Source organism: Gynuella sp. (assembly GCF_050297175.1).
GTDB lineage: Bacteria > Pseudomonadota > Gammaproteobacteria > Pseudomonadales > Natronospirillaceae > Gynuella.
The window spans coordinates 20583-35344 of sequence record NZ_JBNKSF010000011.1 but is presented as its reverse complement, the minus strand read 5'-3'; the positions used below and the strand labels follow the sequence as shown (position 1 = coordinate 35344).

Genomic DNA, 14762 nt, shown 5'->3' with positions numbered 1-14762 from the left:
GTGAAACAGGAATAGATCCATTTTCATCATCCTAAATCGTATTTGTTTCTTGAATTCGGTCGTCTCGACGAGGTTGGATACCGGGCAATGGATAACATTGAATTGTGTTGCGCGGCACCAAAAGTATGTGTCGCCCTTGACTGGAGGATATATTATTTAACCGGTGACAACGGTTTATCTATTGAGGGTTCAGCTGCCTGAATACGATTATCCTGTCGTAGCCAGCGCAGATGTTCATCGTAAAAGTCGTTGTCAGGTGATCCATGCTGTAAGGCTTTCTTATAAATGGTAGCGACGAAAATATCGGCAATCGTAAAATCCTCCCCAATGGCAAATGGAGAATCTTTGCAAAGTTTCTGTTTCAGCTTCGAAAGGCATTCGGAGATCCACTGTCCCCGCAACTCACGCTTCGCCTGTTCTGGCAGATCTGGATTAAAGGTTTTGAGCACGGTTCGGTTCTGGGGTGCATGAATGCTGGAATTGACATATTCACAAATTTCGCGTGCTGCTGCCCGCTGGAAAACGGAGTTGCCCAGTAAACTTTGCTGGGGAAATAACTCTTCAATACACTCAATGATCGCCATGGACTCTGAAATCATATGACCTGCCACCGCCAGGCACGGTACATATCCGAATGGGTTGATGTGCAGATAAGAGGAAACCAGTGCTTTATTGCTCACCTCGATACGCTGATAAGGAATCGACTTATAATTCAAAGCCCACTCAACCCGTTCTGAACTATTTGAGCCGACTGCGCTGTACAGCTTGAGTTCCATACATCCCCCTCAGTTAAGGAACCTCTGAAAAATGGCCTATTTTCGCACAGGACGTTGTCAATTCCAGTCTCACATCCTCATTTACGCCCGTAAATTGTGGTGTTGCGAGTGGTGCTTCCTCGCCTGCATCAATACTATTCCTATTTTTTCAGGCCCCTTAAATCACATATCATAACCGCATGGTCAGAGCCTGAACTCTGGCGCCAAATGGAATTGAATTGGCGTACTCTGTTAATTCTTCCTGCCCGGGCTTTTCTTATGCTTGCTTCTGTAGTCATCGGTCGATGACTAATCGTTTTTCATTCCTGGAGAGTTTACGTGAACAACCTGATTAAAGAAGCAAGCTATATTCCCACCAGCGAAACCGTACAAACTATTTCCATCAGCCCAGTGACTCTGTCAGCTCCTGACCGTGGTATTCCACTTGAATTACGTATCACCGCTCCGGTAACCGGGGAAAATCTGCCGGTCATCCTGATCTCTCACGGTCATGGCCCGTCTCTTTATATTCCTTCCAAAGATGGTTATGGGCCGTTGGTTAACTTTCTTGCGGAACACGGGTTTGTGGTAATTCAACCAACACATGTCAGTTCAAAGGTGGCCGGGCTTGATGTCACCGCACCGGGAGGCCCATTATTCTGGCGTTCACGAGTGGAGGATATGAAGATGATTCTGGACCGGCTCGATGAAATTGAAACGTTGGTGCCCCTTGTTGCCGGTCGCCTGGACCAGGAAAAAATCGCCGCAATTGGCCATTCTATGGGTGGGCAGACCGTGAGCGTGCTAATGGGTGCGAGAATTCTGGATCCAGCAGACAAAACCGAAACCCATGTCAGTATGATTGAACCGCGGATCAAGGCCGGTGTATTAATGGCTGCGCCCGGTAATGGTGGAGACAGTTATACCGAATTTGCCGTGCAAAATTATGCGCTACCATCACTTGACTTCTCTGATATGACTACCCCGGCGTTTGTGGTTGCTGGCGACAGTGATGTGAACCCGCATTTGACCCATCGGGGTGCAGAGTGGCATATGGATCCTTTTTATGAAGGGCCTGGCAGTCATGCTCTGCTGACCCTGATCGGGGCCAAACATGGCCTGGGTGGTGTTGCTGGCTATGATGCCAAAGAAACAGATGACGAAGATCCTGAGCGTCTGGCTATCGTCCTGCGCATGACCTGGGCTTATTTACGTTCCGCCTTGTTCAATGACGATCCTGCCTGGTCTCAGGCGTGCAATGCCTTAAAAGAGTTTGCTGGTGCACATGGACAGGTTACGTTTAAATAAATATCCGAACGACCTATATGGCTGCATCAACAACACGATGACAGGAGTTTGATAAATTGAACAGTTTGGCGATAGACAAAGGCCGTTTTCCACCGACTCTGTGGCGAGCTCTTGAAAAAACCGGGCTGGAACCACCGGCGATTCTTCGTACAGCAGGATTACCTGTAACGGCTCATCTTGATACCAGGATAACATTTACCACTGAACAGATATTCGCTATCTGGAAAGCGGTGGAATTCCTGACTGATGACCCGACGCTGACTTTGAGTCTGATAGCCTCGGCTAGTCAAACAGGTTACCAGCCGGCTTTTATCGCCGCTCTGTATGCATCAGATTTCCGCGATGCCATTCACCGGATAGAACGCTTCAAACGTATGGGGGCCTGTGAAAAATTCCTGACGGTGGAACAGGACAATGAATATACCATCATCAAGGAATGGCCCCATGCCAGAGAACCGGAACCCGCCACCTCTATTGATCTGTCGTTTGCTTTTCTGATGGAACTGGGACGACAGGGAACCCGACAACATCTGATACCGATCCGTATTGAATATAATCGCGTGGCCGATCCTAATGAGGCGTTAAAAGACTATTTTGGCTGCCCGATCATGTTTGCTGCCTCCCGTAATGCCATTACCTTTAAACGCAGTGACTTGGCCATTCCATTTCCCGGATACAGTCCTGAATTTCTGGCACTTATTACCCCGAACCTGGCCAGCGCATTCGCAGAAATCGAAGCCGAAAGCAGTACCAGCGAACGGGTTAAAGTTATTCTGAAACGGGCTTTGGCCAGCGGCCGTCCGGAAATAGGTATGATTGCCAAAGAACTTGGTATGAGTGAACGCACACTGCAAAGACGAATTACTGATGAGGCCACCACCTTCAGAACTCTACTGACTGACGCACGACGTGAACTGGGGCAGCAAATGCTGACTGATCCGGATATTGATATCAGTGAAGTGGCTTATATGCTGGGTTATCAGGATACCACGTCATTTTATCGGGCGTTTAAAGACTGGGAAGGTATATCCCCCGGTGAATGGCGGGCGCTGAATGTAGTGGAGCCCGTTCAGCATCATTAACCCTGAGAGGATATCTTCGTCTAAGTCAGGAGGCAGAAATGTTCTGGCGACGAGGGCCAACAATCACCCTCTTTGCCACACACTGCCATTAAGCAGATATCCGTTACACCCTGTATCCATAAGGTGCCAGTGAGTCACGAACCGTCTCAGCCTCTACAAAGCCGTTGCGCACACTCTCAATAATAGACTGCACGGCATCTTCCGCCGAGTCCATCTCGTCGTAGTGTAGATCATCCGGTGTCAGCATGATGTAACCACTGTCTGCATGACTATAGACCAGCTTAATATCATCACCATGTTGCTCTTTGAGCTGACGTTCCACACCCACAAGATCCATATAGGCATCTACACGGCGGAGATATTCCGGGTCATGACTATCAACATCCATAGCCAGGTTGGTAGTCCAGCCGTTGGCGAGAGCATACATATTGATATTCATATGCATGGGAACCCCGTCTGGCTTGGAAATCGCCTCAGAACTGATCACTTCCATACCTGGCGTTATGTTGCCATCCTGACCAAACTGACGAGTCAACTCAAGAAAAGCAGCCGATTGTTCCGGGTCCATCGTTCTCAGTAACGACTTGCCACTGACATTATCCAGAGAGTGGTTACCCACGATGACATTGATACCATTAATATTTTCGATTACCTGGCCAGACTCATCAGTTGCAGCATTAATAGCGCTTTCAACATTGGACGCCTGTACTGCCGTGGGGCCGGTCACGACCTGCACCGATTGCAGCGCATTGTTCAAGGCATCCGAGAATGCATCAGTCGACGCGGTTTGTTTCGGGTCACCGTCGCTGTAAGACTGACGCTGATGAAGCTCAGACGTTTTATCTTCACGTTCTTTTGCGGGTGGCGGCTGTTGGGCATACAGACTGAGATAATAAGATGAACCCAATCCTGAAATACTCATATTCTGTTCTCCTGCATAAACCGTTATATGACGGGCGTTTATGGCCGGAACGGCGGTAAATACTGGCCGTCAAAGTGGCATGGATATGCCGCTTATACAACATTGCACCGGGCTATCGTCCGTGTTGGGTATTGTGATAACAGCGTCAGAGTCGAATCAGCAAAATATGTGCGCAGTTTGATATACAGAGGTTTGTGCCAGGAGCTGGTGCGTATTGAGTGTGGTCGAAATCTGCAGAACAGGATCAATGCAATTGCGACAGAGAGGCAGGCATTTCCGCTGCTTTCCAACTAAAAAACATTTCCTATTTTTCAGAGGCCGCTTAGATATGCCCGAAGCTCTTTCGAACAATTTGCTTTTGCAAGCAGGGCAACTATAATCCCCGCAAACTAAGTTTGAGAATATCATGACTTTATATCGTTCGAAGCTCAGCTGCGAGAATATCCGGACACTCGGGATGGCCTGTCATTCACAGGAAAATCACCCGTGTATCCTGCTTGCCTGCTAGTCGAACAAACTGGTAGGCATTGGGCCTTCCAGTTGTTGGTTTAAGTTTATCAGACACACAAAACCCGGAAGGCACTTCACCTTTCGGGTTTTTTTTCGCCCGGAATTTGTGAATAAACCGATTCGGGTTATCGATTAACGGTTAAAAAATGTTTGACGAACACCTGAATCATTCGATTCAACAGATGCAAGAGGATACCGTAATCAAATTGAGCAGAGGCTCCTTAGACTAATTTTTTATAGATGAATAACGATCTATGACCGGTAGGGAAATTTTGAGATTTGATCAATTTTTCTCCGATAACCCATGCCTGAAATATTGCAAAAAAGAGCGATAGGATTTCATTCATCCGAGCAAAATGGATCGTTTTCTATTTTATATAACCAAAGGATATTTCGCTGAAAAATGACCCAAATACAATACTTGAATGCATCCAAAACCAATCGTATTGTTTAAAAAGATTTGCACCACAGCGAAATAAAACTTTTAACGTAATGCCCATGAGTTGCTTTATGAAAAAACATGTAGCACAACTTGTTGCTCCGGCTAACTGCCACGAACCAGCAAATAAGAAACCATTTATGAGTAATGCGAATCGCTCATATTTATCACTTTGTCATCGTAGCAAATTTAGTTAATCAGCTTTTCTGACTGGAAGGCTGATGCCTTCCGGTACTGTCATTAAGACCCCGGTTGGCAACAATCGGGGTTTTTTATTGGCTCCTGGAAAAGTCATTACCGTAAGAAAAAATTTTGGGGCGTGCAGGCGAGAATGGAGTACCACTGCCTAAAACGGTTTTTGGAGGTAGCCGGGTAATACCGGAAGCAATTGAAATATTCTGTCATGCATGGTTGAGGATGCAGGCTCGATGCTCTAAAGCGGGTGTCAGCTGGCGCGCGTTATCCAAGTGGCAGGGTGGCTGAGAGTAATGCCTCAGTGATTGCTTTACGCGGGTTCGAATCCCGCCACGTCCACCAGTTGATTTGCACAGGTTATGGCCTGGTCAAATAGAAAATGTACGAGTGGCAGAATGATGATGCGCGGAGCTGCAACCTCCGTTTATGCCGGTTTGAATCCGGCCTCGTACTCCAGATTAACTATTATTTTCGGCAATATGTTTAGCCGGTAGGAGACACACATGCAGATCCATCGTCAGCATCATTCACAATTTATCCGGGTGTAGCTCAGTTCGTGTAGAGCACCGGGTTTGGAGCCCGGAGGCGCAGGTTCGAGTCCTGCCACCCAGACCATATGCCCTTTTTTCAACCAACACGCCAACCGATTATGGTGACTGTAGCATAGTGGTTAATGCTCCTGATTGTGAGTCAGGCAGACGAGAGTTCGAATCTCTTCAGTCACCCCAGATATTTTTAATACGGAGAAAATTGTCATGCGGGTTGCCATTACCAGGCGTGGAAATTATCACGCTGACATTTATTGTGCGGATACTCATTCCGCCAAAAGAGTACTGAAAGAAAATAGCATATCTGTTCTGGCGATAGATTTTTACCTGAATGGTCGTGGTGACGGTAAAAGCATTCTCGAATGGGCCAGAACCAAGGCACTGCTGCCGCAGTTTGTGGTAATCACCGAAACTGATCGTAGCAAACGAGCCTTACTGACCACAGAACTCAGCAAAGATGGCTACGCCTCAAGGGATGGCACTAACTTTATCAAAACCAAATGCGATACAGGATTCTGACAACCATCCGTTCAAACGCTACTACCGGAAACACTTGGGGGCTTCTGAAAAATAGGAATCGTTTTGATGCAGGCGAGGAAGCATCACTCGCAACACCGCAATTTACGGGTGTCAATAAGGATGTGAGACAGAGGCTGACAACGTCCTGCGCGAAAACAGGCCATTTTTCGGAGGTTCCCTTGAAATGAATATGGATTGTTACAGAGAAAATTCAGCACGGATGCGCTTATTCAAACTGACAGGAAGGAATTCATGGCGGGGTTGAAACAAGCTTCTTTCTCGGTGTTCGATTGCAGTGGCCCATCGACCCGGCCACTATCAGCCGGGTCGTCCAAGCCAAGAGGCTTATTGCGACTGTTGCAGTTTTTCCAGCATCCGGGCAATGCCTTTGTCATAAGCACTGTGTTCGCGTAGCGACTTCGCCTGACGGAAATTATCCAATGCTTCCTGCCAACGGCCACTGGCTTCGTAGATACGGGCGATATTGTAATAGCTGCTGGCCTGTACCCGGTTTTTGGTATTGCCACTGGCCAGTTCAATCGCTTTGCGGTTAGCCCACAACGCTTCTGCGGTACGATCCAGTTTTTGATAAGTCAGCCCAAGATTGCTGTAGGCCTGGCCGTAACTTGGATAAAGGTTGATGGCATCCTGGAATGCATACATGGCGTCTTCCAGGTTCTTATCATGATACAGACTTTCACCCCGGGTATTGATGCGTTTGGCTTCCTGTTTGATGGCTGGGGTAATCAGGGAATGATCTTCAAATGAAGCGGCTTCAATAAGACTGGACATATGGTGGGCCAGCCCCTGACGGCTCAAACTCAGATACTGATTGATGTCGTGGAACGCACCGCTTTCATCGATACCAAACACAATCCAACTGGTGGCTGTTGTATCCTGTTTGACGTTGTAGGTACGAATCAATGTCTGCCCCACATACACTTCTACCCGGGCATGGCTAAAGCTCATTGCGGTTGAATCTTTTTCGTTTCCTGAGCCGTGGGTGTAATCGTGTACTGCGTATACATAGCGCTGCCCACTGTGCTTCTGCTCGATGGTAATGGTTTCCGGGCCATAACTGTCGGTGTCATCGACATCGAGATTGGCATCCTGACCCCGCTTGTCTTCATAGAACACATGGTTGCCTGGATAACTTAAATGAGAATCAAGATCTTCAGGGTTGCGTCCCCAGGTCAAAACCACTCTCAATCCATCCAGATTCTGCATTACGGGTGACAGGGCGTAGGTAAAATTGTCACAGGGACAACGTACCACCAGCGTTGAATAACCGGATTTGTTGATGATCATGGTGGTATCACCGTCATCCGACAAATCCGCAGGCATACTGGCAACACCATTGGCATTGGTCACGGCCTGTTGCGAGCTTTCGCCTGTGCGCTGCCAGATAATCTGGGCATTGTCGATGCTTTGGTCTTTGACGACCGCGCTAAGAACTTTGATATCACCGGCCTGAGCCTGGAAGGCACATAAAGCAGAAAATAACACGGGAAGAGAAAACAATATTTTACGCATTCAGGTAGATTTCCTATATCCATTAACTAACTGTACGACTACGCAAGGTGAAGCGTTCGTCCATTTGAACCTTGAGTTTAAGAGTAAATATCGGCTATCGCCAGCACTCGATAGCGAGCAGATGACAAAAAGCGATGAAGTGATCAATCGAAAAGCTTATAACGCTCAAAAAAACCTTCAGAAGGGATCCTATTTGCGGTTTGTAACGCTCTACGAAACCACAGCGATTATCATTCCGGTTAACAACATAACCGTTTTGAGTGTTATGCCTACCAGGCAATCACCACATCACTGGGTTGCAAATTCAGATTTTCCACCCGAACCGGCAGTTCGGCAATGCTGAAGTGGGGCTGCACCTGTTTGATTTTGGCAACCATTCGGGTGTCAGACAGTTGTACCATCCGTTGTTGATCGCGGTCGAATACATCAATGGTGCGATAAACTGCCAACATGTCTCCCGGACGCAATCCGCTGCTGGCACCCTGGTTAACATAGATACGGTATTTATCGGCCTTGGAGATATTGGCCATGAATGGCTGGCACTGAATGGTATCCTGCAAATCGACAATGGTCTCGGCAATCAGTTTGCTCACCTGGGTGCCGAAGTCGGTCCGCCAGAATGCCGCACTCCCGAACTCGACAATGGCATTGCGCCGTGCGTCCCAACGTCCTTTCACTTCATAACGGCTCTGGAACACCATTGCACCGGAGTAGCCATCATGAACATACAGGTCAACCACCATATGGCGCATTCTGGCATGTTTGCCGAGACCGACAGTTTTCATAAATCCGGTCCAGGGTTTGATATCCGGGGCATTGGGGTTTTCCATGGAAATATCCCGCACAACACCACTGACCACAAACTGTACCCCCAACTGCTTGGCGGTTTCTACGGCTTTGGTCAGAGTATTATCGGTATTCCAGTTGGTGGGGGCATTGGCAACGGTTGGATACAGCATCATGTAACTGGCATCCAATGCCTGAATTCCCGGCAGACCATTGAGACTGTTGACCAGTTGAGACGGAAAGTTTCGATCTACTGCACCCAGCTGACCAATCGATGCCTGTTCAGGATACTGCATAGGAAAGCCGGTCACAGCCACTGTTTTACGAAAATCATTGGCCACATGGGTGGCACAGACCTGATCTTCACTGACCAGCGCCTGAATAGTCACGTAGTAAGTACCGCTGCGACTGTATTCTTCAACCACCTTCAGACTCTTCACTTTGGCAGCCGAATTGATACGCAGATGGTCAACTACCAGTGAACCGTTTTCCAACACCTGTGTGCTGCGTACTTTGGCATTCACTTGCATGGAGGCATTTTCAATCGCCTGTCGCAGTGCACGCATTCTTGCAGCATCCTTATCGCCGAAGGCGATTTCGGCCTGACCACTGGCTTTAACCATTGAGCCATAAGCGCTGTCATCCCGCCAATCCGGGCTTAGCTCATCGGCGATTGCCAGGCTCCCCAGGAGAGAGAGAATCATTGCCAGGATTACAGGTTTCACGGTGCTAAGCTCCTATCGGTTATTCGATAAAATAAAGACCGGTATCCAGGTCATTAACGCTCTGACGGCTCAGGCCATTACGCTTATAGGATTCCAGATCATGGATCATCTCAGAAGCACATTGGGCATTACGACGACCATTGCTTTGTATGGTCAGACAATTACGAAACCCTTCATCGATAATCATTTCGAGAATGGTTTCGTAACTACCATCCTCCATTTTGTCCTGGGAAACCACCCGTGCTCCGAGAATATAGGTATCAACATAGGCGCGGAACCGGTCATCTTTGGCAACCAGATTCTCAACCGTTGAATTACCGGTAATAGATGTTCCATACACCCGTTCGGCCAGGGTGCGATAAGCGTCAAGCTTAGATGCCCGCAGTGCCATCAACTTGCGCTGCACCGGCGACAGGTCTTTCGCCTTGGGGTCAATAGCACCGTAGCCAATCACCCGCAGTACCATGGGTTCCATTGACGGCAATTTATTGTTGATCTGCTGCACCTGAGACTCAATCTCAGCGATTTTTTCCTGTTTTTTTGCGCCTGATGTCAGGCTACAACCGGAAATAAGCAGTATTGTGATCGGTACTAATATGGTAATTTTATGTAAACGCATAGCGGCTCCGGGGTCTAAAATCTGGCTATTGGCTGAGTCTTCCCTCGCCCCTCCAATTACAGCTATCGGCTTGAAAGGACCTTTTCCTTAATTCCTATTAGTTATAAAAAATTATTTAATAAAACAGTCAACAAAATGACGAATTGTGCAATGAGGTCGGAAAAATGATTGGCGAATCCCAAATTTCTGCAGAAAACCACGAAAAACGACAGAGAAAGCCATGTATACAGAGTTTGCACATTGTGTAAGCAAGTCTAGTCTAAAGAAATAAACACGACGTCAAAGGCTGAAGCCCACATGAAAACCAACATATTAATAATCTCCGGCATGTTGCTATCAACGACTGCTTTCGCCGACAGTTTTGTCGCAAACGACAGCCGTACTAATGCAATGGGGGGCGCCGGTGTCGCTGCGGCCCTCCCGGCACAAGCCATCAATTTGAATCCTGGATTACTGGCAAACTATGACGAAGACGAAAAGGCACAGGTCATTGTGCTGGGCGCGGGTGCATATAGTGAAGACCAGAAAGGTTTGTTCAGGGAGGTGGAAAAGTTTATCGATGAACTCTATCCATCTTATGAGGACCTGGAAGATTTGGATCTGAGCAGTAGTATCGATGGCATGGTAAATACCGCTAACAATGTTGAGACTGCTGTACAAAACTACGAAGATGACCCCAGTGATGCCAATCTGGCCGCACTGAAAAGTGCCAATGCAGATCTTGATAGTTCCATCTCTACCGTCCGTTCGGATCTTTCTGACATCAATTCCATTGTGGCTCAAACCCGGGATACCTTTGAAAGTTTCAGTTCCCGTCCTTCTCAGGCCGGTGTTATGGGGATGCTGGGCATCGGTTTACCCAGCAAGAATTATCCTTTCGCGCTGGCAATCAATACCAACGCCTATGCTGGAGGCCAGTTCAATCTGGTCGACAGTGACCTGGAACCCACAGAATTGACACTGAATGACCTGGATGAATACCTCAATTTGGTCAGTGACGTTTCCACCAGCTTGGATACGGTCATTGAAGTTGCCGACACCTACGACGCCGGTGATTCCGGCAGCGTCGCAGCTTATGATGCCGCTCAGACTGACTTCTCAAATGCAGTCAATGCAGTCGACAACGCCAATACCAGTAACGGCGTATTCGTCAACGGTGATTACGATGGCGTTACCCAGCTGAATACCGATGACTTCAAATCCTCTGTTGATCTGGTAGGGGTCTGGGTTACGGAACTATCGTTTGCCATGGGGCGTGATTTTAAAATCGCTGAAGAAGAATTTTCTGGTGGTGCTGCTGTTAAAATGCAGAAAATTACCGTGTTTGAAAAAAATATCATTTACAGCGAAATAGAAAATGATGCTTCCCAGGCTGTTGACGAAGCCGTCAATGAAAACCAGAAAGAGTACTACCGTTTCAATGCTGATCTTGGTGTGGTCAAAAGTTTTGATTACAAAGGCCAGATTACAGCAGGACTGGTTATTAAAAACATCGTTCCCTGGGATCTTGAATCAAACAGCGGACAAACCATTAAACTGCGCCCGCAGGTGAGAATTGGTGCGGCACACCAAACCCGCTTTACCACGTTAGTCGCTGACCTGGATGTCACGGAAAACAAGCCTATGGATATTGGTGTCGCTACCCGTTACCTCTCACTAGGGGCAGAAGTGAATGCCTACGATTGGGCCGCATTCCGCATCGGCTACAAAAACAACCTGAGTGAATCAGATTCCAGCGCGGTTTCTCTGGGACTTGGACTGACACCCTTTGGTGTTGGCTTTGACGTGAGCGTATGGGGATCGCCCAGTGACAAAGAAAGCGAAATTGCTAAAAACGCAGGTGTCATGGCACAGCTTTCAATTCGCTTCTAGCCATTCTCTCTCCCTTCTACGGTTGTGCTACCGGGCCTCATCTGAGTGCCCGGTACAACCCCAGGTGTGGGCAGAGCCGCACCAAAACACCCCGACAGAATACTCCCATAGTGGTAAAAATATCCCTCTGAAGCGCTGTTTTTCTGGCACATGAATTGCGATTGTCATAACCATCGTTCCTCTCACCGGTACCCGTTATGAGTTCCAGAATTATCGATACCACCTGTGCCTATTGTGGCGTTGGTTGCGGCATAACTGCAGAAGTCGAGAATCACGCCATCATTGCGCTGTCCGGCGATGCCCATCATCCTGCCAATCATGGTCGCTTGTGCGTCAAAGGTTCCACTCTGGCAGATACTGTAAGAACCGAAGGTCGATTGACTCAACCCAGAATCTCTGGTCAGTCCGTTGGTTGGCAGGAGGCAATTGCCACCGTAGCCAGAGGGTTCAGCGACACTATCGCCAAATACGGTGCTGATGCAGTGGCGTTTTATGTGTCCGGTCAGTTACTGACAGAAGACTATTACGTCGCCAATAAACTGATGAAAGGTTATATCGGCAGCGCCAACATCGATACTAACTCCCGGTTGTGTATGTCGTCATCGGTTACCGGCCATAAACGAGCCTTTGGCTCTGACACCGTACCAAATAACTATGAAGACCTGGAGCAAGCCCGCTTGATTGTGTTGACAGGGTCCAACACCGCCTGGTGTCATCCGGTCCTGTTCCAACGAATAAAGCATGCCCGGCAGAAAAACCCCGAACTGAAGGTTGTGGTCATCGATCCAAGAGAGACCGATACCCTGGCCATTGCTGATTTGCATATCAATCTTAAAGCCAGCACCGACGTGGTTCTGTTCAACGGCTTGTTTAATTACCTCGTGCAACAGGACCGGTTGGATCATCAGTATCTGCATGATCATGTGAACGGCTTTGAACAAACCCGAAAACAATTGGCCGGACAACAGCTCTCCATCGCTAAAGTAGCCAAACAGTGTGATGTTGACGAAAACCGGATACAGCAGTTTTATGACTGGTTCACCAACACAGAACAAGTGGTAACCTGCTATTCTCAGGGCGTGAATCAATCGAGCCAGGGAACGGACAAAGTCAACTCACTGCTGAATTGTCATCTAATTACCGGGCGTATTGGTAAACCTGGCTGTGGCCCGCTGTCGCTGACTGGTCAACCCAACGCCATGGGGGGGCGTGAGGTCGGTGGGCTGGCCAACACGCTGGCTGCGCACATGGACTTCAAAGAAGAAGATGTCGCCACCGTTCAACAATTCTGGAACAGCCCGACCATCGCCCGGCAAGCTGGTTTAAAAGCGGTGGATCTGTTTTCAGCCGTTGACAGCGGACGAATCAAAGCGATCTGGATCATGGCCACCAATCCAGTCGTCAGTATGCCCAATGCTTCGATAATCAGCCGGGCGCTGCAACAATGCGAATTCGTTGTTGTGTCCGATGTTGTGGCCCAGGGAGATACGTCAGCATTTGCCGATGTGTTATTGCCTGCTGCAGGCTGGGGAGAAAAAGATGGTACGGTGACTAATTCCGAGCGCAGGATTTCACGCCAAAGACGTTTGCTGCCATCACCAGGAGAAGCGCGTCCGGACTGGCGGATCATTTGTGACGTTGCCATCGCCATGGGTTTTCGGCAAGGTTTTGAATTTACATCTCCAGCAGATATTTTTCGTGAACACGCCCGATTGTCCGGATATCAAAATCACGGACGCCGAGATTTTGATATTTCTGCTCTCGCCCAGATCAGCGATGATGAATATGACACCCTGTTACCCGTTCAGTGGCCAGTCAATGAACAATATCCTGATGGTTGCAAACGACTGTTCAAGAACGGTGGCTTTTTCGCTCCGAATCGCAAGGCACAGTTAATTGCTGCTACCAGCCAACCACCTCAATATGCGGTTAACGAAGAATATCCTCTGCAGCTGAACACCGGTCGCAGTCGTGACCACTGGCATACCATGACACGTACCGAACTGTCAGTGACCCTCAATCGTCATCGTTCAGAGCCCTGGGCGGAAATACATCCTGATACTGCCGCGCAATATGGCGTTGGTACGGGTCATTGGCTCAGTATTGGCAGCCAGTGGGGAAACATCCGGGTACGAGCGATGATCAGCAAACGGATTCGACCCGAGCAGGTTTTTGTTCCAATTCACTGGAGCCGGCAACTGGCCAATTCTGCCTGGTTGGGAGCCGTGGTTAATCCAGCGGTGGATCCTTTCTCCGGCCAGCCGGAATCCAAACACACACCGGTTAGGATTCATGCGTGGCTACCGGTCTGGCAGGCCAAGCTTTTGACCCGGGAAGCCCTGCCGCTGCCGGAAGTCGACTACTGCGTGCGGGAACGGACGTCATTCGGTTTTATCTACCATCTGGCAGGAGACGAAACCATCGACAATTGGCAAAAATGGTTATTCCAACAACTATCTGTCATTCCGGATGGTTTACAAGTCATCACGCAGCGCCACGCTGAGCCGATGACACTTCGATTGTCTTTACTACATCAGCAACAATTGATTGCGGCATTATTGGTACAACAGCAAGATCCGTTCAACCGTCAGTGGCTGACAGAGCTATTCAACCGCTCCACACTGGATGGCGCACAAATGGCCATGTTGTTGAGCGATGATAAACAGCTTGCTAACGATCCCGGAGAAACGGTCTGCTCATGTCATGCTGTCGGTAAAAATACGATAATCAATGCGATCCAGTCTCAGCGTCTGAGCAGTGAAAAAGAAGTGGGTCATTGCACCCGGGCTGGTACCAATTGTGGTTCATGCCTGCCCGAAATTCGCGCACTGTTGCAGACTCAGCAGGAGCTAATGTCGGAACTGGAAAGCACGTAGGCCAATTCTGTATCTGGTTTGCACCATCACCACCCAAAATCATCTCATTACGCGCCCGTCACCATCCGGCATT

10 protein-coding genes and 3 tRNA genes are annotated in these 14762 nt (G+C 48.5%); 8 read left to right on the top strand and 5 right to left on the bottom strand.

The window, feature by feature from the left end; translation table 11 throughout:
* Nucleotides 1–152 precede the first annotated feature (152 nt).
* On the bottom strand, nt 153–776 hold the full coding sequence (locus ACQY6I_RS03935; RefSeq protein ID WP_428240169.1) for a glutathione S-transferase family protein: 624 nt from the start codon (nt 774–776) through the stop codon (nt 153–155).
* 318 nt (nt 777–1094) lie between these two features.
* Between ACQY6I_RS03935 and ACQY6I_RS03930 the strand changes: the two genes are divergently transcribed.
* Both ACQY6I_RS03930 and ACQY6I_RS03925 read left to right on the top strand, forming a co-directional pair.
* Nucleotides 1095–2063, top strand: coding sequence for an alpha/beta hydrolase family protein (locus ACQY6I_RS03930; RefSeq protein WP_428240168.1), 969 nt, complete (start codon nt 1095–1097; stop codon nt 2061–2063).
* A gap of 56 nt (nt 2064–2119) precedes the next feature.
* Nucleotides 2120–3145 carry an AraC family transcriptional regulator ligand-binding domain-containing protein gene (locus tag ACQY6I_RS03925; RefSeq protein WP_428240167.1) on the top strand — a complete coding sequence of 342 codons (1026 nt, stop codon included), beginning with the start codon at nt 2120–2122 and terminating at the stop codon, nt 3143–3145.
* 103 nt (nt 3146–3248) lie between these two features.
* On the opposite strand, the gene ACQY6I_RS03920 is transcribed toward ACQY6I_RS03925, so the two are convergent.
* Nucleotides 3249–4067 carry a hypothetical protein gene (locus ACQY6I_RS03920; RefSeq protein WP_428240166.1) on the bottom strand — a complete coding sequence of 273 codons (819 nt, stop codon included), beginning with the start codon at nt 4065–4067 and terminating at the stop codon, nt 3249–3251.
* 1525 nt (nt 4068–5592) lie between these two features.
* Here ACQY6I_RS03920 and ACQY6I_RS03915 point away from each other — a divergent pair.
* The 4 genes from ACQY6I_RS03915 (at nt 5593) to ACQY6I_RS03900 (ending at nt 6278) form a co-directional block, all read left to right on the top strand.
* Nucleotides 5593–5667 (top strand) — tRNA-Cys (locus ACQY6I_RS03915).
* An 82-nt stretch (nt 5668–5749) separates the two neighbouring features.
* Nucleotides 5750–5826: transfer RNA gene (locus ACQY6I_RS03910), tRNA-Pro, on the top strand.
* A gap of 37 nt (nt 5827–5863) precedes the next feature.
* Nucleotides 5864–5939, top strand: a tRNA-His gene (locus ACQY6I_RS03905).
* Nucleotides 5940–5966: 27 nt separating this feature from the next.
* On the top strand, nt 5967–6278 hold the full coding sequence (locus ACQY6I_RS03900; RefSeq protein WP_428240165.1) for a hypothetical protein: 312 nt from the start codon (nt 5967–5969) through the stop codon (nt 6276–6278).
* 345 nt (nt 6279–6623) lie between these two features.
* Here ACQY6I_RS03900 and ACQY6I_RS03895 read toward each other — a convergent pair whose 3' ends face one another.
* The 3 genes from ACQY6I_RS03895 to ACQY6I_RS03885 form a co-directional block, all read right to left on the bottom strand.
* The gene (locus ACQY6I_RS03895; RefSeq protein WP_428240164.1) at nt 6624–7811 is read right to left on the bottom strand and encodes a tetratricopeptide repeat protein; all 1188 of its coding nucleotides are present in this window, start codon (nt 7809–7811) and stop codon (nt 6624–6626) included.
* A 269-nt stretch (nt 7812–8080) separates the two neighbouring features.
* Complete coding sequence (locus tag ACQY6I_RS03890; protein ID WP_428240163.1) at nt 8081–9322, bottom strand: flagellar assembly protein T N-terminal domain-containing protein; 1242 nt, start codon at nt 9320–9322, stop codon at nt 8081–8083.
* Nucleotides 9323–9341: 19 nt separating this feature from the next.
* Nucleotides 9342–9941, bottom strand: coding sequence for an LPP20 family lipoprotein (locus ACQY6I_RS03885; protein ID WP_428240162.1), 600 nt, complete (start codon nt 9939–9941; stop codon nt 9342–9344).
* A 297-nt stretch (nt 9942–10238) separates the two neighbouring features.
* Here ACQY6I_RS03885 and traF point away from each other — a divergent pair, with 297 nt between their 5' ends.
* A complete protein-coding gene (traF, locus tag ACQY6I_RS03880) occupies nt 10239–11813 on the top strand; it encodes a conjugal transfer protein TraF (protein WP_428240161.1) in 1575 nt (524 codons plus the stop codon).
* 197 nt (nt 11814–12010) lie between these two features.
* Nucleotides 12011–14689 carry a molybdopterin-dependent oxidoreductase gene (locus tag ACQY6I_RS03875; RefSeq protein WP_428240160.1) on the top strand — a complete coding sequence of 893 codons (2679 nt, stop codon included), beginning with the start codon at nt 12011–12013 and terminating at the stop codon, nt 14687–14689.
* Nucleotides 14690–14762: the final 73 nt, after the last annotated feature.